This is a genomic window from Devosia sp. GW821-FHT12F11 (genome assembly GCF_058806655.1).
In genome coordinates this window covers 849060-873272 of sequence record NZ_JBXAPX010000002.1, presented here as the reverse complement: position 1 = coordinate 873272, position 24213 = coordinate 849060, and the positions used below count along the sequence as shown (strand labels likewise).

Genomic DNA, 24213 nt, shown 5'->3' with positions numbered 1-24213 from the left:
CGATGCGCGGGTCCGGACGCGAAAGCGTCAGGTGTCGAAACCGGGGAGGGAGGAACCCGGATCCGGCGGCCTGACGCCTCGCATCCGAGGCGGAACACTAGGCTGGACGAGCCACGGCCAACAATTTACAAATCGGCCGTTCGATTGAGTTTTCGTCAATGGTTGAGATCGGCCACCTGCTGAATGCCCTGCGCGCCTTCGAGGCGGCGGCCCGGCTCGGCAGCGTCAAGAAGGCGGCGCAGGACCTGAGCGTCACGGACGGCGCGGTCAGCCGCCAGATCAAGCATCTCGAGGATGCATTGGGGGTCGAACTGTTCGAGCGCGGCAACCGCTCGATCCGCCTCACTCCGGCCGCCGCCGCGTATGCCGCCACCATTTCCGAGGCCTTCGCCTCGATTGCGCGCGGCACCGAGCAGCTGCGCCATGCCCACAACCGCCAGACCATCATGCTCACCGCGCCCGACGCGTTCCTGCTGCGCTGGCTGGTGCCGCGGCTGCAGAGCCTCGAGGCGCTGCTTGACGGCACCTCGGTGCGCCTCACCACCTGGAGCCGTGAGATCAATCCGGCGGATCGCTCCATCGATATCTATATCGGCGTCGGTCCGGTGCCCGATATCCCCGGCATGACCGTCGCGGTCGTGGCGCCTGAAACCTTCGGCCCGGTGGTCAGCCCCATGCTGATGAAGGGCCGGGAGGACGATCTCGATTATCTGTGGAGCCTGCCGCGCCTCGATACCGTCTGGCCGCCCGACATGTGGTCCAACTGGGCCCGCGAGGCCGGCGTGACGTTGGAAAAGCGCGAGTTCATCTCCTACGACCTGCTGTTCTACACCCTGCAGGCTGCCGAAGCCGGGCTCGGCGTCACCATCGGGCCCGGTCCCGCGGTTTCCGACGCCATCAAGCAGGGCCGGATGCTCGCCCCGCTCGGCCTCGTCAGCCGCCCGGGCAGCTGGTACCTCGCCTGGCGCAACGATCGCTCGATCCGCGTCATGAACCTGGTGAAGCGCTGGTTCGAACGCGAATTCGCCGAGTGACCCTCGGAGCGCCTTCAGGAAGAGGTTCGGACGCTTCCGGTTCGAAAGCGTGACTAGGACAAGGGCGGCCGTGCAATATGTGCGTTGTCACGTCACGAGGGGGATGAGATGACCGACCTGCCCAGCTACGACCTCACCGGCAAGACCGCGCTGGTCACCGGCGCCGCCCGCGGCCTCGGCCGCGCCATCGCGCTGGCCCTTGCCAATGCCGGCGCCGATATCGCCCTGGGGCTTCGCGACAAGGCGTCCGGCGGCGAGGTGATCGCCGAGATCGAGGCGCTCGGCCGCCGCGCCGTGCCGCTGCAGATGGACGTGATGGACTTAGCCCAGGCTTACACCGCGGTCGACGCCGCCATCGCCGCACTCGGCCACCTCGATATCCTCGTCAACAATGTCGGCGGCGGCACCGAGGGCCCGATCGAGGAGTTCACCGAGGACGAGTTCGATCTCACCATCAACCTCAACGTCAAGGCGAGCTTCTTCATCGCCCAGCGCGTCGCCCGCCACATGATCGCCCGCGGCAAGGGCGGCGCCATCGTCAACATGAGCTCGCAGGCCGGCTTCATCGCGCTGCCCGGCGAGGCGATCTATTGCCTGTCGAAGGCCGCGGTCGCCCACATGACCAAATGCATGGCCGTCGAGTGGGGCAAGCACGGCATCACCGTCAACGCCGTTGCCCCCACCTTCGTCGAAACCGACGGCACTGCCGAGGCGCTCGGCCGCCCCGGCTTCCGCGCCGACGTGGTCGAGCGTATCGCGGCGCTGCATCGCGTCGGCCAGCCGAAAGAGGTCTCCGGCGCTGTGGCCTTCCTTGCCTCTCCCGCCGCTTCGCTGATCACCGGCCAGACCCTCATCATCGATGGCGGCTGGACCTCGCGCTAAGCTTTGACCGGCAGGTCAACTTTCATCGTGCTCCGCATAAGCTTTGTCGAGCAAATACAAATCAGTAACCAAGCGTAACATCGCCGCCGGGAGGCTACCCAGTTTCTGACATTGTTAACTCGGGCCCGCTTAGGTGCTGTGGTCCAACCGCCGCTTTGGGGCTCAGCCGGTGCGTGTGCTTATCGTCGATGACTCGCGTTCGAGCCTGGCCTTCATCGGCCATGTGATCGGTGCGCTCGAAGATGTCGAGATCGCTGCCTCGCTGTTGCCGAGCAAGGCGCTGGCGCTGGCCGCCGCCACCCAGTTCGATCTCGTTCTCGTCGATCACGTCATGCCCGAGATGGATGGCGTCGAGCTGACCCGACGGCTGCGGGCCGAGGAGGCCTATCGGCTGGTGCCGATCGTCATGGTCACCTCCGACAATGCCCCCGCCTTGCGGGTCCGCGCCATCGCCGCAGGCGCCACCGACTTCGTCAACAAGCCGTTCGATTCCACCGAACTGCAGGCTCGCGTCCGCAACCTCCTCGCCCTGCGCCGTTCGCAGATCGAACTCGCCGACCGCGCCGCCTGGCTCGCCCGCGAGGTCGAGAGCGCCACCCGCCACCTGGTCGAACGCGAAGAAGAGATCATCTGGCGCCTTGCCCGCGCCATCGAGTACCGCGACGGCGACACCGGCGAGCACGTTTCGCGCGTTGCCCAGGTCTCCTCGATGATTGCCGCCGCCATCGGGCTCACGCCCGAGCGCTGCCGCATGATCTACCTTGCGGCGCCGCTGCACGACATCGGCAAGATCGGCATCGCCGACGCCATCCTGTCAAAGCCCGGCAAGCTGACGCCCGACGAGCTGCGCGTCATGCGCACCCATGTCTCGATCGGGGCCCGCATTCTCGAACACGGCTCGTCCGAGGTCATCCGTACCGCCGAACTGATCGCCCAGAGCCACCACGAGCGCTGGGACGGTACCGGTTATCCCGACCGCCTCTCCGGTACCGATATTCCGATCGAGGCGCGCGTCGTCGCCATTGCCGATGTGTTCGACGCCCTCTGCTCTGAGCGTCCCTACAAGCGCGCCTGGCCGGTCGAAGAGGCTCGCGCCGAGATCGTCTCGCTCGCCGGCACGCATTTCGACCCCGCCTGCGTGGCCGCCTTCGAGGCCCGCTGGCCCGAGATCCTCGCGCTGATGTCGTCCGCTCCCGAGGACGCCCGCCTCGCCGGCTGAGCCGGCTCCTCTCCCGTCAAGTCATCTGATTTCGCGACAGCCGAAGGTGCCGGACGAGTGCCGGCACCGCGCTGTGCGCGAGTCTGTCGGCCGCCTCCCGCGCGGGAGTATCAGCAGTATTGGCGGTTCGGCGCGCATCGCTGGTGACTCCCGGCAAGCATCCGACGACTCGATGAGAGTCGCGCAACGATTCCCCTGAGTCATTCTGAAGGGGTTGGGTGATTCAGGTCGCCTCTGGTAATACTTGTGATTACTTCGTCACCATAATTCTGCCAAATACTGCTTAGCGGTAATTGAGGCTTAACAAATAGCCCTGATCATCGTGGTCATCAGGGGCGAACAGCAATTCCGTGGACGCGGGGACTGTTTTCGGGCCGGGCGACAGAACCGTCGTTTCCGCCGAGGCTGCCGTTTTGCCTCTGAGAACAAGACGTTACGTATCGCAGAAGCATACTTGTCCGGGGCCAGAACGAACCCATGTCGCGACCATCAGCGCACCCGCTCCCTCTGAGCGGCGACCTTTCCCTACGCAATATTTCCGAGCTCCATACTTGCCTCAAGCAAGCTCTGGCTGAGCATCGAGCCGTCGACCTCGACACGGCTGCCGTCGAGAGCGTCGATGTCGGCACGCTGCAGCTGCTGGTCTCAGCCACCAAAAGCGCCGCGACCGACGATCGCACTCTTAGCCTTGTTGTCGATGCCGCGACGCCGATGGGCCGCGCCCTGGTGCGCGCCGGTTTCTTCACCGCGGCCGGCCAGTCGCTGGTGCCCATCCTTTCCTCCTGGACCCTGACGCGCGAGGCCGCATGAGCAAGACCATCCTCACCATCGATGATTCCGCTTCCATCCGGCAGATGGTCGCCATGACGCTTAAGAGCGCCGGCTTGACCGTGCTCGAGGCCGGCAACGGGCTCGAGGGCTACAACAAGGCCACCACCGAGACGGTCCATGCGGTGGTCACCGACCTCAACATGCCGGTGATGAACGGGCTGGAATTCCTCAAGAAGTTCCGTCAGCACCCGGCCGGCAAAGGCATCCCGGTGATCCTGTTGACCACCGAGTCCGACGAGGAGCTGAAGCGCCAGGCCCGCGAGGCCGGCGCCACCGGCTGGATCGTCAAGCCGTTCAAGCAGGACCAGTTGCTGGCCGTGATCAGGAAGGTGACCGGCGCATGAGCTCCGACCCTACCGATACCTTCCGGCAGGAAGCTCGCGAACTGCTCGAGCAGCTCGAGCAGGGGCTGCTCGACCTCGAGCAGAACCCCGGCGATGCCGACCTGGTCAATTCCGTCTTCCGGGCGCTCCACACCATCAAGGGCTCCGGCGCGATGTTCGGCTTCACCGACGTCGCGGCGTTCGTGCATGAGTTCGAGACCGCCTTCGACAAGGTGCGCAAGGGGCTGTCGCCGATCACTCCCGAGCTGGTTGCCGTGGCGCTCGATGCCAAGGACCACGTGCATCACCTGATCGAAACGCCCGACGCAACGACCGACGCCGGCGACGCCATCCTCGCAGCGCTGCGCGGCATCGTCGAACCCGACCGCTTCCCGGCCGCCCCCATGGCGCAGAGCGCCACCGTTGCCGCCAATGTCGCGCCCGAGCCGACTGGCCGCTGGCGCATCCGCTTCAAGCTGCCCGAGGACGCGCTGGTTCATGGCACCAACCCGCTGCTGTTGCTCGGCGAGATTGCCGACCTCGGTCCCTGCGAGGTCACCGCGCTGATCGACAGCGTCCCCACGCTCGACGTGCTCGACCCCGAAGCCTGCCATCTCGGCTGGCAGGTCGATCTCACTCACCCCGACCCGACCGCCGCGCTCGACGACGTCTTCCTGTTCCTCAAAGACGGGATGGAGCTGTCGATCGAACCGCTGGCTGCGGTCGCTGCGCCCGAGCCGGTATCTTCGCCGGTGCTCGACATTCTCGCCGAAGACCCGGTGGCTGAGGTCGATGAACCCATCGCTGAGGCCGCTCCGGTGCGCGCCCAACGCGAGCTCCGGGAGCCGAAGGCCGAAACCGCCGAGCGCCCCTCGACGTCGTTGCGCGTTCCGGCCGAGCGGCTCGATGAGTTGATGGATCGGGTTGGCGAACTGGTCATTGCCCAGGCGCGGCTGTCGCAGATGGCGGCGCAGAGCTCCGACGGCAATCTGAAGACCATCGCCGAGGAGTTGGAGCGCCTCAGCTCCGGTCTGCGCGATACCACCATGGGCATCCGCATGGTGCCGATCGGTTCGCTGTTCTCGCGCTTCCGTCGCCTTGTCCACGACCTTTCCCGTGATCTCGACAAGGAGATCGAGTTCATCACCACGGGCGAGGAGACTGAACTCGACAAGACCATGATCGAGCGACTCGCCGACCCCTTGGTCCACCTGATCCGCAACTCGGTCGACCACGGTCTCGAAACCGCCGAGCAGCGCATCAAGGCGAGCAAGCCGGTAAAGGGCACCGTGCGCCTTTCCGCCGTCTATGCCGGCGCCGAGGTGGCGATCTCGGTCACCGACGACGGCGCCGGCCTCAACGCCGCCCGCATCCGGGCCAAGGCCGAAGAGCAGGGGCTGCTGACCCCGGATTCCCGCATCGCCGACCACGACCTGTTCCAGCTAATCTTCGCTCCCGGCTTCTCGACCGCCAAGGAAGTCACCTCGCTCAGTGGCCGCGGTGTCGGCATGGACGTGGTCAAGCGCACCATCGATGGGCTGCGCGGCAAGATCGAGCTCACCACCAGGCCCGGCGAAGGCACCACGGCCACGCTGCGCCTGCCGCTCACCCTCGCCATCATCGAGGGCATGCTGGTCCGCGTCGGCAATGGCCGCTACTCGATCCCGCTCTCGGCGGTCGAGGAATGCGTCGAACTGCCGGCCGAGGTCGCGACCCATTCGCGCGGCCGCAACTTCCTCGATATCCGCGGCAGCCTCGTGCCGTTCCTGCGCCTGCGCGACCTGTTCGACACGCCGGGCGAAGCCGATAGCCACCAGAAGGTCGTGATCATCTCGTCGGGCGAGGGCAGAGCCGGCCTGGTGGTCGACCAGATCATCGGCAACAACCAGACCGTCATCAAGCAGCTTTCAAAACTCCACACCGACCTCGAGACCTTCTCGGGCGCCACCATCCTTGGCGACGGCACCGTGGCGCTGATCCTCGATACCTCGCGGCTGGTCTCCTACGGCCAGGCGCATGAGGAGAAATATCGCAACACCGAGGGGAGGGCCGCGGCATGACCGCCTTCACCGAACCGATGCGCGCCCTGACCTTGCGGCTCGATGACGAGCTGTTCGCCATCGAGGCGCAGAGCGTCCGCGAGATCCTCGATCTCGTGCCGGTCACGGCGGTGCCCAACGCCTCGCCCTTCGCCGCCGGCCTTATCAACGTGCGCGGTCGCGTCGTACCGCTCACCGATCTCAAGGTGGCCTTCGGCATGCGGAGCGCCGAGCCCGACCAGGACACCCGCATCGTCGTCATCGAAACCGAGATCGAGGGCGAGCCCAGCGTCGTCGGCATTCTTGCCGACAAGGTCTACGACGTCACCGATATCGAGCCTGCCGCCATCGAGGAGGCGCCGCGCGTCGGCATGCGCTGGCGGCCCGACTACGTGCGCGGCATCGGCAAGCGCCGGGGCGATTTCATCATCATTCCCGACATCCATCGCATCTTTGAACTAGAGGGCCGCAGAAGCGGCTCGCCTAACGCATCAGAAGAAAGGGCCGCATCGTGAGGCTAACTATCAAGGCAAAGCTGGCGGCGGTGTTCGGCGCCGTCATCGTCATGTCCGGCGTCAGCATGGTGATCGCCCTGCAGAACCTCGACAAGCTGAACCAGTCGCTCGATACCATCGTCAATGTCCGCGCCGCCAACACCATGTCGATGATGGAGGTGCAGACCCACCTCGAGTCGATCGGTTCGCGCTTGCGCGCCATGATCATCAGCGACGATGCCGCCGAGATCGCCGATTACGTCACCAAGATCCGCGACGAGGGCGCCGAGATCGACAAATACGTCGCGCTTCTGAACGAGAAGGTGGTGGATCCCAAAGTCCGCGAGAACCTCGACGAGTTCGCGGCGCAGGCCAAGGCCTACGAAACCCAGGCAGAGAAGGTGATGGAGCTCGCCGGGCTCAACACCGACACCGCGGCGCTGCAGATCACCACCACTGACGGCAGCGGCGCGCTCGGCGCGCTCGAAGACGCGATGACGGCTCTCGTCACCGGCCTCTCCAACCGCGTCAGCGCCGGTGATCTCTCGGCCTTCCCCGCCTACAAGGCGGCATCCGAAGCCTTCATGACCATCACCGACGCCTTCCGCCAGCAACGCAACGTGTTGCTCGCCTCCTCGCTCCCTGCCAAGCAGGACGAGTGGTACGCCGACTACAAGGCCGGCATCGAAAGCCTCGCCCAGTTGTTCCCGACGCTCGAGCGCACCATTCCCGCCACCGAAGCCGGCCTGCTGAAGACGGCCCGCGAGGCCTATGACGGGCTTGTCGTGGCCATGGACAAGGCGGTGGAGGTCTCGATCCAGCGTGGTGATTACAACGCGCTGCTGGCGGCCAACGAAGCCGCCGAACTGCGCCGGACCGCCAACGCGACGATCGACGCCATGATCGAACGCAACAAGGAAGTGCTGAACGCCGCCGATGATGAGGCCAAGCAGTTGTACAGCGACGCCATGACCCTGCTGATTGCGCTGCTTGTCGGTTCCGTCGTCATCGCCATCGCCGCCGCCCTCTGGATCATCCTGTCGATCTCGAAGTCGCTCGGCGCTGCGCTTGGTCTCGCCAATGCCGTTGCGGCTGGCGATCTCAGCGCTGAAGCCAAGGTCAAGTCGAACGACGAGATCAAGGACGTGATCGACGCACTCAACCTGATGACCACCAAGCTCCGCGAAGTGGTGAGCGAGGTTACCGCCGCCGCCCGCAACGTCGCCTCCGGCAGCCAGGAGCTGTCGGCCACCGCCGAGCAACTGAGCCAGGGCGCCACCGAGCAGGCCTCTTCGACCGAAGAGGCGTCCGCCTCGATGGAGGAGATGGCCTCGACCATCAAGCAGTCGGCCGACAACGCCCAGCAGACCGAAAAGATCGCTCGCCAGTCGGCCGCCGACGCCAATGCCTCCGGTGAGGCCGTGGGCAACGCCGTCAACGCCATGCAGACCATCGCGGAAAAGATCATGGTGGTGCAGGAGATCGCCCGCCAGACCGACCTGCTCGCCCTCAACGCCGCGGTGGAAGCCGCCCGGGCCGGTGAACATGGCCGCGGTTTCGCGGTGGTGGCCTCCGAAGTGCGCAAACTCGCCGAACGCAGCCAGGCTGCCGCCGCCGAGATCTCCACCCTCTCGGTCGATACGGTGAAGGCGGCCCGCTCCGCCGGCGACATGCTGAGCAAGCTCGTGCCCGACATCCGCCGCACCGCCGAACTGGTGGAAGAAATCTCCGCCGGCTCGCGTGAGCAGAATGCCGGCGCGGCGCAGATCAACACTGCCATCCAGCAGCTCGATAAGGTGACCCAGCAGAACACCTCGGCGGCTGAGGAAATGTCGGCCACCTCCGAGGAGTTGGCCAGCCAGGCCGAGCAGTTGCAGAGCGCCATCAGCTACTTCCGCATCGACCAGAGCCAGCAGGCCGGCGTCCTCGCCGCCAATGATCGCGCCCCGCAGCGCGCCCGTCGCAGCGCCCAATTGCAGGAGGAGATCCTCAGCAAGGCGCCTCACCTGACGCGCAAGAAGACTCCTGCCCGCACCACCGGCGGCGGCTTCGACCTCGAGCTCGACGACATGGGCGACGATCTCGACAGCGAATTTACCCGCCGCGGCGCCGCCTGATCATCTCAACACCCCGATGTCGCCCGCCAAGCGGGCGGCATCAGGGTGGTTAGCCATCCCAGGAGTCCGACTGAAATGACGTCGTCGACCACCAAACGCCGCCCGATGCTCCGCAGCATCGCTGCCAAGATCCTCGCGATCCAGCTCATCTCGAGTCTCGCGATCGCCCTCATCGTCGGCGGCTTCGGCTACTACGGCATGGACAACATGGCGCGTGCCATGACCTCGATCTACGACGACCGCGTCGTGCCGCTGCAACAGCTCAAGCTGGTAGCCGACGCCTATGCCGTCGACATCGTCGACAGTACGCACAAGCTGCGCGCCGGCGTCATCAGCTGGAACGAGGCACGGGGCGGCATCGATCGCGCCCTCGAAGTCATCGACCAGCAATGGGGGGCCTATCTCGCGACCCAGATGACCACTGAGGAGCACGACATCGTCGCCCGGGTCGACGTCGCCAAAGCCGTGGCCGACGTCAAGGTGGGCGAGCTGAAAGCCATTATCGACACGCAGAGCCTGCCCTCGCTGACCGCCTTCGTCGAACGCGAGCTCTATCCCGCGATCGATCCGACCTCGCAGGGCATCAGCGAACTGACCTCTTACCAGTTGGTCGCCGCGCAGCATCTGCGCGCCGATGGCATGGCCCTGTTCGGCGTCCTGACCTGGTTGATCGTCGGCGTCGCCGTCGGCGTTACGGCCATCTCGATTGCCGTGGTGCTCTTCGCCACCGCCGCCATCAAGCGCAACCTCGCCTCGGCGATTGCATTGGCCAACGCCGTGGCGATCGGCGACCTTAACACCACCGCGACAGTCACCTCCGCCGACGAGGTCAAGGACCTGGTTGACGCCCTCAACGCCATGACCCAGAACCTGAGGGCCACTGCCAACATCGCCGACCAGATCGCCAACGGCGACTTGACCGTCGAGGCGAAGCCCCTGTCGGACAAGGACACGCTCGGCATCTCCCTGCAGCGGATGGTCGAGAAGCTCCGCAGCGTCATCGCCGAAGCCATCATCTCGGCCAACAACGTCTCGGCCGGTTCGCAGGAACTCTCCGCTACCGCCGAGCAACTGAGCCAGGGCGCCACCGAGCAGGCCTCGTCGACCGAAGAGGCATCCGCCTCGATGGAAGAGATGGTCGCCACCATCAAGCAGTCCGCCGACAACGCGTTGCAGACCGAAAAGATCGCCCGCCAGTCCGCTGCCGACGCCATCGCTTCGGGCAGCGCGGTCAACGACGCCGTCGCCGCCATGCAGACCATCGCGCAGAAGATCATGGTGGTGCAGGAGATTGCCCGCCAGACCGACCTCCTGGCGCTCAACGCCGCGGTCGAAGCTGCCCGCGCCGGCGAGCACGGCCGCGGTTTCGCCGTCGTCGCCTCCGAGGTGCGGAAACTCGCCGAGCGCAGCCAGGCTGCCGCGGCGGAGATTTCGACCCTCTCCGACACCACGGTGAAGACCGCCCAGTCGGCTGGCGAGATGCTGACCCGCCTGGTCCCCGATATCCAGCGCACGGCCGAGCTGGTCGAGGAGATCACCGCCGGGGCCCGCGAGCAGAATGCCGGCGCCAGCCAGATCAACACCGCCATCCAGCAGCTCGACAAGGTCACCCAGCAGAACGCCTCGGCGGCCGAGGAAATGTCGGCCACCTCTGAGGAGCTGGCGAGCCAGGCCGAGCAACTGCAGAACGCCATCAGCTACTTCCGCATCGAGGCAAGCCGCGAGGTCGCCGCCGAGGCCCCGAAGAAACCGGCGGCAAGACGCAGCAACGCCATCCGCAGCGAGCTCATGGCCAAGGCTCCGCATATGACGCCGCGGGCTCGCGCGACCGGCAAAGGCGGCAATGGCGGCTTCGATCTCGATATCGACGATGCCGGCGACGAGCTCGACACCGAGTTCACCCGCCGCGGCGCAGCCTGAGGAGAGCCGCGATGGCCGAGAAAGCCCAATACGTGACCCTCGGGGTGAACGGCGAACTGTTCGCCGCCCCCGTGGACAAGGTCCAGGAGATCCTCGAGATGCGTCCGGTGGCGCGCCTGCCGCAGGCCCCCGTCAACCTCCTCGGGATGACCGATGTGCGCGGGCAAGGCATCCCGGTGCTCGACCTGCGTCTGACCCTCGGGCTGCCTGAAGCCGAGGACACCGAGAACACCCGTATCGTGGTGCTCAATGTCAGCGGCGGCGCCGGCCCGATGACCGTCGGGCTGCGCACCGACCGGGTCTTCGAAGTCACCGTGCTCGACGCCGCAGAGCTCGAACCGCCGCCGGCCATCTCCGGCGACTGGCGCGGTCACGCCGTCGCCGGCATCGGCCGCCGCAACGGCAGCTTCGTCACCGTGCTGGATCTCGACCGGTTATTGGGCAGCGTGGCTGAGGCGGCGTGATGCTTGTGCTGACAGCCGCCCCCCTTCCATCCTCCCCCACAAGGGGGGAGGTGCCCGCCGGTGCGTTGGGCACGACCGAGCCACACACTCGACTCTTCACCTCCCCCTTGACGGGGGAGGCAGGGAGGGGGTGGGGCAGCTCGCACCGAAGTTCTCCGAGGGCACGCAATGCCTAGCCCCGCCCTCAAACCCCAGTCCGACGCCGCCGACGATCACCTCAGCGCGCTCGATTTCGGCCGTATCGCCAAGCTCATCGAGGGTGAGGCCGGTATCAAGCTGCCGCCGGGCAAGCGACTGATGGTCGAGGGCCGGCTGCGCAAGCGCATGCGGGCGCTCGGTCAGCCCGATTTCGCCAGCTATTGCAGCTTCCTGTTCAAACAGGGCGGGCTCGAGCGCGAGCTCACCCATCTGATCAACGCCGTCACCACCAACAAGACCGACTTCTTCCGCGAGGCCGAGCACTTCGATTTCCTGGTCGAGCACATGGTCCCCACCTTGCTCAAGACCCGCGAGCGCAACCCGCTGCTGAAGATCTGGAGCGCCGCCAGTTCCACCGGGGCCGAGGCCTACACCCTCGCCATGGTGCTCGACGACCTCGTGGCGCAGCGCCACGATTTCCGCTTCGCCATCCTCGGCACCGACATTTCGACCGCCGTGCTGGCGCAGGGGCGTCGCGCCGTCTACCCGGCTGAAATGATCGCGCCGGTGCCGCCCGAAATGCAGGCGCGCTACCTCATGCATGCGCGCCGCCCCGGCGCCCGTCGCGAGGTGCGCATGGTGCCCGAGCTCCGCCGTCAGGTGCGCTTCACCCATCTCAATCTGATGGACCAGAGCTATCCGTTCGATCGCGATGTTGACGTGATCTTCCTGCGCAACGTGCTGATCTATTTCGAGAAGGCCGACCAGGATGCCGTAGTCGCCCGCCTCGTCGATCACCTCCGCCCCGGTGGCTACATTGTGCTCGGCCACTCGGAGTCGATGATCGGCACCTCCCTCGCCGTACGGCAGGTCGCCCCCGCCGTGTTCCAGAAGCTCTGAGACCCTGTCGATGTCTGCTCCTGCCGAAACCGACCGCAAGATCCGTGTGCTGATCGTCGACGATTCCGCCGCCGTGCGCACCACGCTCAGCGACATCATCGCGTCCGATCCCGAGCTGGAGGTGATGGCGACGGCGGCCGATCCCTATATCGCGGTGGAGCGCATCCGCGCCGAAGTGCCCGATGTCATCTTCCTCGATATCGAGCTGCCGCGCATGGACGGCATCACCTTCCTTCGTAAGCTGATGTCGCAGCGCCCCATCCCGGTGGTGATCTGCTCGTCGCATGCCGGCGAAGGCAGCGACACGCTGATCGAGGCTTTGGAGGCCGGCGCCGTCGACGTGGTGTCAAAGCCGCGCGTCGACACCGCCCAGTTCCTGCACGATTCCCGCGTCCGCATCTGCGAGGCGGCCCGTTCTGCCGCCCTTGCGCGGCTGAAGGGGCGCGTCCGTCCGCCGGCGCCGAAACTCGCCGTCGAAAGGAAGCTCACCGCTGACGCGGTGATCCCGCAACGCTCCGCCGCCCGTGCGGCTTCTGCTGCCGCCTCCATGCCCACCACGGCGCCGGTGATCTGCATCGGCGCCTCCACCGGCGGCACCGAGGCGCTGCGCGACGTGCTGGAAGCCCTGCCTGTCACCACGCCTGGCATCGTCATCGTCCAGCACATGCCCGAGCGCTTCACGGCCGCGTTCGCCCGCCGCCTCAACGGCATCTGCCAGATGCAGGTGAAGGAGGCCGAGGATGGCGATGTGGTCGAAGCCGGACGCGTGCTGATCGCCCCGGGCAACCACCACATGACGCTGCAGCGTTCGGGTTCGCGCTACACCGTCGGCATCGTCGACGGGCCGCACGTGTCGCGCCATCGCCCTTCGGTCGACGTGCTGTTTCGCTCCGCCGCCTATGCCGCCGGCAAAAACGCGCTCGGCATCATTCTGACCGGCATGGGCGACGACGGCGCCCGCGGCCTGCTTGAAATGAAACAGGCCGGTGCAGCCACGCTCGCCCAGGACGAAGAGAGCTCGATCGTCTTCGGCATGCCCAAGGAAGCCATCGCGCTGGGCGCCGCCGACAAGGTGGTCTCGCTCCGCCGCGTGGCCACCGAAATCACCACCTACGCCGCCCGTGCCCCGCAAAAGGACACCGCATGACCTCGTCCTCAGCCACTGAGCTCTCCGTTATCCTCCCCCGCGTGGCGGGGGAAGGGGCCCATGCGGAGCATGGGGGAGGGGGCGGCCAATCTCTCGGGCATAGCGCCGACGTCCTCTCGTCCCGCATCCTCACCCTCGCGTCCGACCTCGCGGCCCCCCGCGACGCCATCGACGGCGCCTTCGTCGCCGTCGGCGGCCGCCTTGCCGAGTGCGCCGAAATCCTGTCGCGCCTCACCGAGACTTTCGAGACCCTGCCGGTCGACCTCGAAGGTCCTGACCTCGCCGAGGCCACCGATCGCCTCGCCGTCGTCGGCCGCCGCGCCGGCGAGATTTCCGTCACCCTGGGCGCCGAGCAGGCCGATCTCAACCGGCTCGTCGACGCCCTGCGCGGCGCCGCACACCCGATCTCGGAACTGCGCCGCACCGTCAAGATGATGGGCATCGTCGCCATCAATGCCCGCGTCGTCGCCGCCAGCGTCGTCACCGACACCGAGGATTTCGGCGTCTTCACCACCGATATCGCGCAGCTGTCGGACTCCGCCGCCACCACCATCCAGCGCTTCTCACGCACCTATGAGGCGCTCAGCATCGTCGTCGGCGAAGCTGCCACCGCGCGCGCCGGCTTCGAGACGGCGCATCGCGATACACTCTCCACCCTCGCCACCGAGCTCGAGCGCGACCTCGCCGAAGTCACCGAGCAGCGCCTCACCTCGGTCCGCTCCAGCGCCGTCACCGGCCAGATGTCCCGCGCCATCGCCGACAAGGTCGCCACCGCCGTCATGGCCCTGCAAGTCGGCGATGCCACTCGCCAGCGTGTCGAGCACGTCGAAGCGGCTTTGCAAAATCTCTCGACCCTTATCCTCCCCCGCGGGGCCGGAGAGGAGGCCCTTGGGGAGCTTGGGGGAGGGGGTGGCCAGACTCTCGTTGCCCCCATCACCAAACTGCAGCGCCAGCAGCTCGCCGGCGCGCGCGAAACCCTCGTGTTCGAAATGGCCTCCGGCGCCGAGGCGCTTACCCAGCTGGCCGAGGACGTCGAGGCGGTGCTCGAGCATGCCCGCCAGGTCTACGGCTCGGCTGAGAACCGCTCGGCCCTTTCCGAACTGCACGGCGCCGTGCGCCGCGCCGTCACCGTGCTGCGCGATTGCGAAAGCGAGCGCGAAAAGCTCGACCGCGTCGCCGGCGCGGTATCAGAGACCGTCGGCGTCCTGCTCAACCACGTCGAAGCGGTGCAGGAGATCGAGTACAAGATGCGGCTGGTCTCGCTCAACGCCGCAGTCAAATGCGCCCAGCTCGGCCCACGCGGCCGGGCCCTCGACGTCATCGCCCAGCAGCTCAGGACCCTCACCGGTGAGACCGTCGTCTCTGCGCATGAGGCGGTCGAGCGCCTCAACGAAGCCGCGCGCTACTCCGCCGCCTTCACCAACGCCACCGGCGCCGGCGCCGGCCGCGTCGGCGATCTCGAGCGTGAAGCTGCCGCCTCGCTCACCCAGCTCGAAACCGTCGGCATGCGGATGAAGAAGGCGCTGGTCCAACTCTACGACGACGGCCCCAGGGTCGCCGATTGCCTGAACCAGGCTGTCGACTGCCTCGCCAACCACGGCGCCATCTCTGAGGCCCTGAGCGATATCGAGCTGTCGATTGCCGCCGTGATCCTGCCTCCGGAGGTTGCGGACGGGACTGACGCGGAGCACAGGGGAGGCGGCGGCATCGACCCGGAACTCACAGAGTTCCTCGCCACCCTGCGGAAGCGCTACACCATGGACGTCGAGCGCCGCGTCCACGATGCCTTCACCGGCATTGAAGTCGCCACCGAACCGGCCGCCGAGACCTCCGAAGCCGCCCTTGACGATCTGTTCTTCTGAGCGATCGACTGCGGATCTCACGGCGATGGCCTCGCCATCGTTTGTTGGTGGATCAGAGCACTCGCTTCGCCCTTCCCACCGGCTGTCATCTCAGCGAAAGCTGGGACCCATCCAACCGCTTGCGCTGGGGCGAGTTGGGTCCCCAGTGCTTTCGCTGAGATGACGTCGCGTGTGGGGCAGTTTCTGGCGATCAACTCGACCAACGGTGCAACGCCCGTCTCGCCCCACCACGCCCAACATGTGATTTGACGTAGTGGGAACCAGGTCCGACATATAGGCGTTTACACGTATATTGAGGCGGCGGACCGCCCGTTACGTGAGTCTGTCGGGGGGGCCAATCCGATGAGTGATATGGACGACCGTGAGCTCGGTGAGCTCCTGGCGATGTTGCGCGGCAGCGACGAGCACTTCGACATCCAGCGCCTCAGCAGCTTCTCCGATGCCACATTGCTTGTGCTCCTCGATCCGCTGGGCGACGGCCGACTGGTCACCAATGTCCCGAGCTTCGTCGCCGTCCGTGACGAACTGCGCCGCCGCGGCTTGCTGCCACGCGATCACTGACGGAATTTCGTGGCCCCGCAGCACCCTAACGCTGCCGACGATCTGCCAAATCCGCCATCGTCGCCCCACCTAGACTCGCGATGAGACTTCCGGTAACGTTCCCAACAGATGCCGGGAACGGCACGGGAGGTTGCATGGGCAGACGGCCCACCATCATTGATGTGGCAAAGCTTGCCGGCGTGTCGAAGAGCACTGCCGCACGCGCTCTCTCCGATTCCCCTGACGTCAACGACATCACCCGCGAAAAGGTGCGGAAGGCCGCGCTGGCCACCGGCTATGAACGCAACCACCTCGCCGTCGGCATGCGCTCGGGCCGCTCCGGCCTGTTCGGCCTCGTCATCCCCGACATTACCAACCCATTCTGGGCCGAAGTCGCCCGCGGCGCCCAGGACATCGTCGGCGAGAACGGCGCCTCGCTGCTGGTGTTTTCCTCGGACTGGGATCACGATCGCGAAGCCAGTCACCTGCGCGCGCTGCGCCAGGCCCGGGTCGAGGGCGCCATCGTCAACCCGGTCTCCGACAATGCCGAGGATTTCGGCCGCTTCGGCGTGCCCTTCTCGCTGATCGGCTCGAGCGCCGAACGCTTCCCGGATACCCCGAGCATCGGCTCGGACATCCGGCAGGCCGTGCGGCTGGGGCTCGATCATCTGGTCGCCCGCGGGCACGCGGCGCCTGCCCTGATCCTCGGGCCGAAGTCCCGCCTCGCTCGCGCCCGGTTCCTGCGTTCGGTCCACGAGCACTGCGTCGAGCGCGATATCGATCCGGCCGTTCTGCTGGTCGAGGATGGCGACTACACCTTCGAGGGCGGCCATGCTGCGATGCAGCGCCTGATGGCGCGCCAGCGCAGCGGCCACCTCACGGTGTTCTGCGCCAACGACCTGATGGCGCTTGGCGCCATGCTGGCGGTCCGCGAGGCCGGCCGCGAATGCCCGAGCGATGTCTCCATTCTCGGCTTCGACGGGGTGCCGGCCGGCGCCTTCTCGTGGCCCGGTCTCACCACCATCGAGAAGCCGGCGCGTGAGCTCGGCCGCCGCGCCGCCCAGGCGCTGTTCGATGAGATCGCCGGCCGTCCGCAGGATGGCCGCACCTATTTGCCGTGCCGCCTGATAGAGCGAGGCTCACTCGCCGATTTCAGGGTGCAAACGCCCCTGCGCGTCGCAGGAGCGGGGAGGAGCTAGAAGCATGTCGAGCGTCGAGCAAAACGCGACGGTCATTCCACGAGTCGCCGGGAACGTTCCCAATACGCAGCGCTTCGCCAATGGTGTTCGGCGCTGGTGGCCCTACTACGTCATGCTCGCCCCCGGCCTGCTGTTCTTCCTCGTCTGGCACTACTTCCCGATCTGGGAAGCCAAGATGGCATTCGAGCAGGTGCGCATCATTCCACCCAATCTCTGGGTCGGGCTGAAGCACTTCCAGACGCTGTTCGCCTCGCCGGTGTTCTACCAGGTGCTGGCCAACACGCTGATCATCTCGACGCTGAAGATCCTCTTCGTCTTTCCCGTGCCGATCATCGTCGCGCTGCTCCTGAACGAGGTGCGCAGCGGCCGGCTCAGGAAGTTCGTCCAGTCGGCGATCTACCTGCCGCATTTTCTGAGCTGGGTGGTGATCGCCGGCGTGTTCATCGCCATCCTGTCGCCGTCCGATGGCGCGGTGAACCAGATCACCGGCTTCTTCGGCGCCAAGCCGACCGCCTTCATGACCGACGGCAACTCGAGCCGCTGGGTTCTGGTGTTCTCCGAGATCTGGCGTTCGGCCGGTTGGGACAGCCTGCTTTACCTCGCCGCGATCATCGGCATCGACCAGTCGCTCTACGAGGCGGCCGAGCTCGATGGGGCCAACCGCTGGCAGAAGGTCTGGCACGTCACCATCCCCGGGATCGTCCCCACCATCGCGACGCTGTTCATCCTCAACATGGGCATGTTCCTGTCGGCCGACCTCAACCAGGTCATCAACTTCCTCAATGACGTGAACCGGGGGCAGATCGATATCCTCGACACCTACGTCTACCGCATCGGTCTGCGCACCGGCGAATACTCGCTGGCCACCGCCGCCGGCCTGTTCAAGGCGGTGTTCGGCATGATCCTGATCCTCTCGGCGCACTTCGTGTCCAAGCGCCTCACCGGCAAGGGAGTCTGGTGATGGCCGCGCCGCGTGGAACCGCGATCCGTCGCACGCCGCTCGAGCGCATCGAGTACGCCATCATCGTCACGACACTGCTGGCGATGGTGGTGGTGATGCTGCAGCCGATCCTCAACCTGCTTGCCGTATCCTTTTCCGATCCGAGCCAGGTTGCGGGCAAGAGCGGCCTCGACATCTGGCCTTCGGGCTTCTCGCTCGATGTCTGGATGCTGCTGCTGCAGCACCCCAATGTGCAGCGCGGTATCCTCAACTCGATCTTCATCACCGCTACCGCGACCTTCATCGGCGTCGTCGGCACCGCACTGATGGCCTGGGGGCTGAGCCGGCCCAACCTGCCCGGCCGGCGGATAATCTTCCTGCTCGTGCTCGTCACCATCGTGTTCGAGCCGGGCATCATTCCCGACTACTTCCTGATGAAGCGGATGGGGCTGCTCGACAGCTACTGGAGCGTCATCCTCTACAAGGCGGTGAACGCCTGGTACCTGATCATCCTCGTCCGCTTCTTCGAGGAGATCCCCGAGGAATTGCTCGAGGCAGCCGAACTCGACGGCGCCAACGCTTTCCAGATCTTCTTCCAGGTGGTGCTGCCACTGGCCAAGCCTGCCTTGGCGACCATCGCCCTGTTCTACCTCGTCTTTCACTGGAACGAGTTCTTCCGAGCGATGATCTACCTGAACGACCAGACCAAGTACCCGCTGCAGGTGGTGCTGAGGCAGTTTGTGGTCGAAGGCGACAAGCTCGCCATCGTCGGCGCCGACAACGCCGCCAACAATATCGGCGTGGCGCAGATCAACCTGAAGGCGCTGAAGGCCGGGATGATCATCATCACCATCCTGCCCATCCTCGCCATCTATCCGCTGATCCTCAAGTTCTTCACCAAGGGGACGATGAGTGGAGCGCTGAAGGGATGAGGCAGATCCAACCGGTTCCCACGGCGGCTGTTGCCCCACCCCCTCCCGGCCTCCCCCATCAAGGGGGAGGTGTCGATCGAGTTTGGAGCACCGCTTCGTCAAATCCACCGACCCCCACCTCCCCCTTGATGGGGGAGGCAAGCGGAGCTTGTCGCGTCAGCGACTTAGCGAAGCTCGGAGGGGTGGGGTCGGCGCTCCGACCCAACGGCCATCCCTATGAACAACAACAAGCATAACGGAGGAGAATCCATGCTTAAGACCCTGCTTCTGACAACCACGGCGCTGGCGCTCAGCCTGTCGCTGGCCATGCCGGCCAGCGCCCAGACGGTGATCCGCCTGGTGTCCAAGGACCTGCTCTCGACCAACCCGCCCGACGTTGCGCATATCGAGCGCATCGAGAAGGCGCTGAAGGCGCAGGGCACCGATCTCGACATCCAGATCGTCGACCTGCCGTCCTCGGGCTATGCCGACGCGCTCGGCGTCATGCTGCTCTCGGGCGATATCCCCGACCTGATCTACTTCCAGGGCGGCGACGCCAAGATGGCCGACCAGGGCATTCTCGAAGACCTGAACCCCTGGATCGAGAAGTCGCCCAACCTCAAGGCGGCGCTCTGGCCGCACAATGTCGAGCGCCTGAAGAACTACCCCTATCTGCTCTATGTGTACCCGCCGCGCGCGCCGCAGCCGGTGATCCGCAAGGATTGGCTGGATAAGCTCGGCATCGCCGCCCCGACCACCGTCGATGAGTACGAAGCCTTCTTCAAAGCCATCCACGACGCCGATCTCGATGGCGACGGCACCCCGGGCAACACCTTCGGTGTCACCACCGCCGACAACACCAACGAGCTCGACTCGATCTTCAACCAGGCGTTCGGCATCACCGGCACCTGGATGAAGGACGCGGCCGGCGAGTGGGTGAACTCGCGCATCACCGACCAGGAAAAGGCCAAGCTCACCTGGTACGCCAAGCTCGGCGCCGAGGGCCTCTACGACAAGGAATACGTCACCTCGAAGTTCGACGTGAAGGAAGACAAGTTCTATACCGGCAAGGCCGGCGTGATCTTCGGCTCCTCGGCGGAAGTCATCGACATCTATGGTGGCAAGATGCGCCAGGCGCATCCGGACGCCAATATCGAGCTGGCGCTGCTGCCGATCCCCAAGGGCCCGGGCGGCCAGGGTCTCTCGGCGACTGACGTGTCGAAGGAAAGCCGCGGCTTCGCCATCTCGACCACCTCTGAGCACAAGGAAGAAGTCGCAAAACTCCTCGACTTCATGGCGTCGACCGAAGGCCAGATGATGGACCGGATGGGCTTTGAGGGCGAGGAATACACCAAGTCCGGCGACACCTACACCATCACCGACAAGATGAGCACCTGGTACGCCCGCTTCTTCGCGGCCGCCAACTTCGTGCCGCCGGTGGAGTGGAAATCGGCTGCCGCCCAGGAGTCGCTGAAGAACATCACCACCTGGTTCAAGCCGGACAACGCCTTCGTCTGGCCGGCCGACTACGCCGCCGACCTCGACGCGACCGAGAACGTCTACCGCGCCTGGGTCTACAAGTTCATCTCCGGCGAAGCCTCGATGGACCAGTGGGATGCCTTCGTCGCCGAGTGGAAGGCCGCCGGTGGCGATCGCCTCAACGAGTACGCCCGGACCAAGCTGAACGGCTAAGGCCCGGCCTGACCGAAGGCCGGTGAGGTCCTCCCCCTCATCCGGCCTTCGGCCACCTTCTCCCACGAGGGGAGAAGGCCCGACTGAGACGTCTCGGCTCATCGCCTTCTCCCTTGATGGGAGAAGGTGCCCGAAGGGCGGATGAGGGTGGGGCAACACGAACGGAACAGTGCCTTGAACGACACCAGTACCTCCCTTCGCGGCCGCGTCCGCGCCATGCTCCACGGCATCGCCCTGGGCGACGCGCTCGGCGCTCCGGTCGAGAAGCTCTCGGCCGCCGATATCCGCGCCCGCTACGGCCGGGTCACCTCGCTTGAGGCGCGCTGGCACAAGATGGATCTGCCGCCCGAGCAGCGAAATCACCGCATCCGCGGCAACGGCATCGTCACCGACGACACGCTGATGACCCTGGCGCTGATGGATATCTACGCCGAAGCCCGCCGCCACCTCGACGCCTGGGACATGGCCGACGGCATGGTGCGCCAGATCGCCTGGATGCCGCGCTGGATCCCTGAGATGCAGCGCGAGGCCAACCTCATCGACCGCCTGTTCTACCCCGAAAAGTGGATCTTCCAGCGCCACCAGTTGGCCAATTGCGACCCCCGCCAGGGAGGCATCGGCAACATGGTCAATTGCGGTGCTGCCATGTACATCGCCCCGGTGGGCGTGGTGAACGCCTGTGATCCCAAGGCCGCTTACGACGAGGCGATTGCCTTCGCACAAGGCCACCAGGAGAGTTTCGGGCTCGAAGCCGCCGGCGCTTTCGCTGCTGCCGTCGCCGCCGCCTTCACTCCAGGTATCAGCATCGAAGAGATCGTCGAGCGGGTCATTGCGCTCAGCAAGGACGGCACACGCGAGGCGATCCGCGCCATCGCCAACGTCGCCTCGCGCCTCAAGGGCGCCGACCACGCCGAGGTGGTCGCGGCCTTCCACGCCGCCATCGCCCCGTTCTCGCCGATGGGCGACGACGTCAACCACACCAAGGCGCGCGCCGGCCGGCTTTCGCTGGCCTACCAGCCGTCGCGGCTGGGCTCGATCGAGGAGCTGCCGCTGGCGCTCGGCTTCGCCCTGGTCAATGGCGGCGACTTCCGGACTTCCATCGAAGACGGCATCAATTCCGGCCGCGACACCGACTCGATCGGCGTCATGGCGGGCGCCATCCTCGGGGCAATGCATGGCGAGAGCGTCGTCCGCGATGCCGACAGGCAGACCCTCGACAGCGCCAACCGCCTCGATCTCACCGCCGCGGCCGATCGCTTTACCGCCACCGTCACTGATATCCTCCTCGCCGACCGGCGGGCCCGCGAAGCTGCCGAACGCAGCCGCGACAGCCTCCTCGCCGATCTCCCGACCGCCAGCGTCGTCAATCTCTGACCACCGGACCGTTCATGCCCCTGACCACGACTGAAATCTTCGATCGCATCTATGCCGGCTTCATCGGCAAGGCCATCGGCGTCCGCCTGGGCGCGCCGGTCGAGCCGACCATCTGGAGCTATGATCGCATCCGGAACACCTATGGCGAGGTCACCCAGTACCTGCGCGACTTCAAGAATTTCGCTGCCGACGATGACACCAACGGCCCGGTCTATTTCATCCGCGCGCTGCGCGACTACGGCCTGACCGCCACCGCCGCCGATGTCGGCCGCACCTGGCTCAACTACGCTGCCGAAGAGCACGGCATGTACTGGTGGGGCGGCTTCGGCAATTCCACCGAGCACACCGCCTACAAGAACCTCAAATCCGGCATGGAGGCCCCTGCCTCCGGCTCTATCGCCACCAACGGCACCACCGTCGCCGAGCAGATCGGCGGGCAGATCTTCATCGACAGCTGGGGCTGGGTGAACCCGGGCAACCCGACGCGGGCTGCCGCCATGTCGGCCATGGCCGCCTCGGTGGCCCATGACGGCGACGGCCTCAACGGCGCTCGCTTCTGCGCCGCCGCTATCGCCCAGGCCTTCGTCGCAAAATCCATCGACGAAATCGTCGAGACCGGCCTGTCGACCATCGACGCCAACTCGACCTACGCCCGTGTCGCTCGCGCCGTCATCGACTTCCACAAGGCCAACCCGTCCGACTGGCGTCTTTGCCGCGACATGCTGACCGCCGACTGGGGCTATGACCGCTATCCCGGCGTCTGCCACATCATCCCCAACGCCGGCGTCACCGTCATGGCCATCCTCTATGGCGAGGGCGAGCTGACCCGCACCGCCGAGATCGCCACCATGGCCGGCTGGGACACCGATTGTAACGCCGGCAATGCCTGCGCCATCGTCGGCACCTTCCAGGGCGTGCAGCCGAGCTGGGACAAGTATCGCAAGCCCATCAACGACTTCGTCATCGCCTCCGGCGTTATCGGCACGCTCAACGTCGTCGATATCCCGAGCTTTGCCCGTGAGCTCACCGTCCTCGCCCTCCGCCTCGACGGCAAGGAGCCGCCGGCGTTGTGGGTCGAGGATTTCGAGCGCCGCGGCGTGCGCTTCGATTTCGATGCGCCCGGCGCCACCCACGCCTTCCGTACCGAGCCGTTCAACCAGATCGAGGTGAAGTCGGCGACCGACAAGCAGGGCCCGAACTCGCGCGGCTCGCTTGAGGTCCTCCTCGATAGACTCGAGCGCGGGCAGGGCGGTCGCATCTTCTGGAAGCCGTTCTACCGTCGTGCCGATTTCGACGACGAGCGCTACCGCCCGATGTTCTCCCCGCTCGCCGATGCCGGCCAGACGGTGAAGTTCAAGCTTGAGCTCGACCCCTGGAACGGCGACGGCAACCTGCGCGTCGCGCCCTATATCCGTCGCGCCATTTCCGGCGAGATCGTCGAAACCGGCGCCTGGCATGTCCCGAGCTCCGCGGGCTGGCAGGATTATGAATTCGTGATCCCTGAGGGGGACGAGGCGATCGACGAGATCGGCGTACTGGTCGAGTATTTTGGCCGCCTGAAATTCCTCGGCCGGCTTTACCTTTCCGAGTTCTCGGTATCGGGCAAGGGCAAGCTCGCCATCGACCCGAAGGTCGAGAAGCAGGAATGGGGCGGCATCACCCGCTTCACCTGGAACCGCGGCCACTGGTCGCTGCAGGATGGCGTCATCCACGCACACACCGCCGAAGACGCCGATGCCTGGACCGGCAACGGTTATCTGCGCGACGTGACCGTCACCGCCGACCTGACTCCGCTTGCCGGCAAGTCGCATCTGGTTGCGGCGCGTGTGCAGGGCACCAGCCGGTTCTATGCGGCCGGCTTCGAGAATGGCGAAGCGGTGATCCTGAAGCAGGACCACGGCACCACTGTGCTGGCGCGGGCCCCGTTCGCAGTGAAACCGGGTGAGGCGCACAAGCTGGCGCTGACTGTGGTCGGCGATAAGCTGACGCTCAGCGTCGACGGCAAGGAGCTGATCTCGGCGACCGATAGCCAGTTCCGCTACGGCCAGGCCGGCCTTCGCATGGCCTCGACAGGGCGGATGACGGTGGCGCGGCTGGAAGTGGTCGAAGTCTGATGCTGGTGCGCGTGGCCACCCCCCTCCCAACCTCCCCCACAAGGGGGGAGGTGTCTGCCGGTGCGTGGGGCAC

General features: G+C 66.0%; 20 protein-coding genes. All 20 read left to right on the top strand.

All coding sequences use genetic code 11. The features are described from left to right. Positions 1-158: 158 nt before the first annotated feature. The 20 genes from AC1ROK_RS09815 to AC1ROK_RS09720 all read left to right on the top strand — a co-directional run bounded on the left by AC1ROK_RS09815 (position 159) and on the right by AC1ROK_RS09720 (position 24140). Positions 159-1034, top strand: a complete 876-nt coding sequence (locus AC1ROK_RS09815; RefSeq protein WP_492846247.1) for a LysR family transcriptional regulator — start codon at positions 159-161, stop codon at positions 1032-1034. Between the two features lie 108 nt (positions 1035-1142). Then, on the top strand, positions 1143-1916 hold the full coding sequence (locus AC1ROK_RS09810; RefSeq protein ID WP_492846245.1) for an SDR family NAD(P)-dependent oxidoreductase: 774 nt from the start codon (positions 1143-1145) through the stop codon (positions 1914-1916). 169 nt (positions 1917-2085) lie between these two features. Then, positions 2086-3135: an HD-GYP domain-containing protein gene (locus tag AC1ROK_RS09805; protein ID WP_492846243.1), complete on the top strand. Its 1050-nt coding sequence runs from the start codon at positions 2086-2088 to the stop codon at positions 3133-3135. A gap of 477 nt (positions 3136-3612) precedes the next feature. Beyond that, complete coding sequence (locus tag AC1ROK_RS09800; protein WP_492846241.1) at positions 3613-3945, top strand: STAS domain-containing protein; 333 nt, start codon at positions 3613-3615, stop codon at positions 3943-3945. Next, positions 3942-4310, top strand: coding sequence for a response regulator (locus AC1ROK_RS09795; RefSeq protein WP_055876504.1), 369 nt, complete (start codon positions 3942-3944; stop codon positions 4308-4310). Before AC1ROK_RS09800 ends, AC1ROK_RS09795 begins: the two co-directional genes overlap by 4 nt. Next, the gene (locus AC1ROK_RS09790; RefSeq protein WP_492846239.1) at positions 4307-6349 is read left to right on the top strand and encodes a chemotaxis protein CheA; all 2043 of its coding nucleotides are present in this window, start codon (positions 4307-4309) and stop codon (positions 6347-6349) included. The genes AC1ROK_RS09795 and AC1ROK_RS09790 overlap by 4 nt, the downstream gene beginning before the upstream one ends. After that, a complete protein-coding gene (locus tag AC1ROK_RS09785) occupies positions 6346-6843 on the top strand; it encodes a chemotaxis protein CheW (protein WP_492846237.1) in 498 nt (165 codons plus the stop codon). The genes AC1ROK_RS09790 and AC1ROK_RS09785 overlap by 4 nt, the downstream gene beginning before the upstream one ends. Next, positions 6840-8939, top strand: coding sequence for a HAMP domain-containing methyl-accepting chemotaxis protein (locus AC1ROK_RS09780; RefSeq protein WP_492846235.1), 2100 nt, complete (start codon positions 6840-6842; stop codon positions 8937-8939). The genes AC1ROK_RS09785 and AC1ROK_RS09780 overlap by 4 nt, the downstream gene beginning before the upstream one ends. A 75-nt stretch (positions 8940-9014) precedes the next feature. Continuing rightward, entirely contained in the window at positions 9015-10859 is a 1845-nt protein-coding gene (locus AC1ROK_RS09775) for a methyl-accepting chemotaxis protein (protein WP_492846233.1), read from the top strand. 11 nt (positions 10860-10870) lie between these two features. Further along, positions 10871-11323 (top strand): chemotaxis protein CheW, encoded by a 453-nt coding sequence (locus AC1ROK_RS09770; protein ID WP_492846231.1) that lies wholly within the window; start codon positions 10871-10873, stop codon positions 11321-11323. A 168-nt stretch (positions 11324-11491) separates the two neighbouring features. Then, positions 11492-12361 (top strand): CheR family methyltransferase, encoded by an 870-nt coding sequence (locus AC1ROK_RS09765; RefSeq protein ID WP_492846229.1) that lies wholly within the window; start codon positions 11492-11494, stop codon positions 12359-12361. 10 nt (positions 12362-12371) lie between these two features. Continuing rightward, positions 12372-13508 (top strand): protein-glutamate methylesterase/protein-glutamine glutaminase, encoded by a 1137-nt coding sequence (locus AC1ROK_RS09760; RefSeq protein WP_492846227.1) that lies wholly within the window; start codon positions 12372-12374, stop codon positions 13506-13508. Next, a complete protein-coding gene (locus AC1ROK_RS09755; RefSeq protein ID WP_492846225.1) occupies positions 13505-15370 on the top strand; it encodes a hypothetical protein in 1866 nt (621 codons plus the stop codon). Before AC1ROK_RS09760 ends, AC1ROK_RS09755 begins: the two co-directional genes overlap by 4 nt. A gap of 342 nt (positions 15371-15712) precedes the next feature. Further along, complete coding sequence (locus AC1ROK_RS09750; RefSeq protein WP_492846223.1) at positions 15713-15931, top strand: hypothetical protein; 219 nt, start codon at positions 15713-15715, stop codon at positions 15929-15931. A 134-nt stretch (positions 15932-16065) separates the two neighbouring features. Continuing rightward, on the top strand, positions 16066-17109 hold the full coding sequence (locus AC1ROK_RS09745; protein WP_492846221.1) for a LacI family DNA-binding transcriptional regulator: 1044 nt from the start codon (positions 16066-16068) through the stop codon (positions 17107-17109). 4 nt (positions 17110-17113) lie between these two features. Then, positions 17114-18070 carry an ABC transporter permease gene (locus AC1ROK_RS09740; protein WP_492846218.1) on the top strand — a complete coding sequence of 319 codons (957 nt, stop codon included), beginning with the start codon at positions 17114-17116 and terminating at the stop codon, positions 18068-18070. After that, positions 18070-18981 (top strand): carbohydrate ABC transporter permease, encoded by a 912-nt coding sequence (locus AC1ROK_RS09735; RefSeq protein WP_492846216.1) that lies wholly within the window; start codon positions 18070-18072, stop codon positions 18979-18981. Before AC1ROK_RS09740 ends, AC1ROK_RS09735 begins: the two co-directional genes overlap by 1 nt. Before the next feature lie 249 nt (positions 18982-19230). Then, on the top strand, positions 19231-20652 hold the full coding sequence (locus AC1ROK_RS09730; RefSeq protein ID WP_492846214.1) for an extracellular solute-binding protein: 1422 nt from the start codon (positions 19231-19233) through the stop codon (positions 20650-20652). Between the two features lie 174 nt (positions 20653-20826). Further along, the gene (locus tag AC1ROK_RS09725; protein ID WP_492846212.1) at positions 20827-22026 is read left to right on the top strand and encodes an ADP-ribosylglycohydrolase family protein; all 1200 of its coding nucleotides are present in this window, start codon (positions 20827-20829) and stop codon (positions 22024-22026) included. 14 nt (positions 22027-22040) lie between these two features. After that, positions 22041-24140 (top strand): ADP-ribosylglycohydrolase family protein, encoded by a 2100-nt coding sequence (locus AC1ROK_RS09720; RefSeq protein ID WP_492846210.1) that lies wholly within the window; start codon positions 22041-22043, stop codon positions 24138-24140. The last annotated feature ends 73 nt before the right edge of the window (positions 24141-24213 follow it).

What these genes read in the sequence shown, in the direction of transcription:
- AC1ROK_RS09815 (WP_492846247.1), top strand. Translation starts at nt 159, where the DNA reads ATGGTTGAGATCGGCCACCTGCTGAATGCCCTGCGCGCCTTCGAGGCG.
- AC1ROK_RS09810 (WP_492846245.1), top strand. Translation starts at nt 1,143, where the DNA reads ATGACCGACCTGCCCAGCTACGACCTCACCGGCAAGACCGCGCTGGTC.
- AC1ROK_RS09800 (WP_492846241.1), top strand. Translation starts at nt 3,613, where the DNA reads ATGTCGCGACCATCAGCGCACCCGCTCCCTCTGAGCGGCGACCTTTCC.
- AC1ROK_RS09795 (WP_055876504.1), top strand. Translation starts at nt 3,942, where the DNA reads ATGAGCAAGACCATCCTCACCATCGATGATTCCGCTTCCATCCGGCAG.
- AC1ROK_RS09790 (WP_492846239.1), top strand. Translation starts at nt 4,307, where the DNA reads ATGAGCTCCGACCCTACCGATACCTTCCGGCAGGAAGCTCGCGAACTG.
- AC1ROK_RS09785 (WP_492846237.1), top strand. Translation starts at nt 6,346, where the DNA reads ATGACCGCCTTCACCGAACCGATGCGCGCCCTGACCTTGCGGCTCGAT.
- AC1ROK_RS09775 (WP_492846233.1), top strand. Translation starts at nt 9,015, where the DNA reads ATGACGTCGTCGACCACCAAACGCCGCCCGATGCTCCGCAGCATCGCT.
- AC1ROK_RS09770 (WP_492846231.1), top strand. Translation starts at nt 10,871, where the DNA reads ATGGCCGAGAAAGCCCAATACGTGACCCTCGGGGTGAACGGCGAACTG.
- AC1ROK_RS09765 (WP_492846229.1), top strand. Translation starts at nt 11,492, where the DNA reads ATGCCTAGCCCCGCCCTCAAACCCCAGTCCGACGCCGCCGACGATCAC.
- AC1ROK_RS09760 (WP_492846227.1), top strand. Translation starts at nt 12,372, where the DNA reads ATGTCTGCTCCTGCCGAAACCGACCGCAAGATCCGTGTGCTGATCGTC.
- AC1ROK_RS09755 (WP_492846225.1), top strand. Translation starts at nt 13,505, where the DNA reads ATGACCTCGTCCTCAGCCACTGAGCTCTCCGTTATCCTCCCCCGCGTG.
- AC1ROK_RS09750 (WP_492846223.1), top strand. Translation starts at nt 15,713, where the DNA reads ATGAGTGATATGGACGACCGTGAGCTCGGTGAGCTCCTGGCGATGTTG.
- AC1ROK_RS09745 (WP_492846221.1), top strand. Translation starts at nt 16,066, where the DNA reads ATGGGCAGACGGCCCACCATCATTGATGTGGCAAAGCTTGCCGGCGTG.
- AC1ROK_RS09740 (WP_492846218.1), top strand. Translation starts at nt 17,114, where the DNA reads ATGTCGAGCGTCGAGCAAAACGCGACGGTCATTCCACGAGTCGCCGGG.
- AC1ROK_RS09735 (WP_492846216.1), top strand. Translation starts at nt 18,070, where the DNA reads ATGGCCGCGCCGCGTGGAACCGCGATCCGTCGCACGCCGCTCGAGCGC.
- AC1ROK_RS09730 (WP_492846214.1), top strand. Translation starts at nt 19,231, where the DNA reads ATGCTTAAGACCCTGCTTCTGACAACCACGGCGCTGGCGCTCAGCCTG.
- AC1ROK_RS09720 (WP_492846210.1), top strand. Translation starts at nt 22,041, where the DNA reads ATGCCCCTGACCACGACTGAAATCTTCGATCGCATCTATGCCGGCTTC.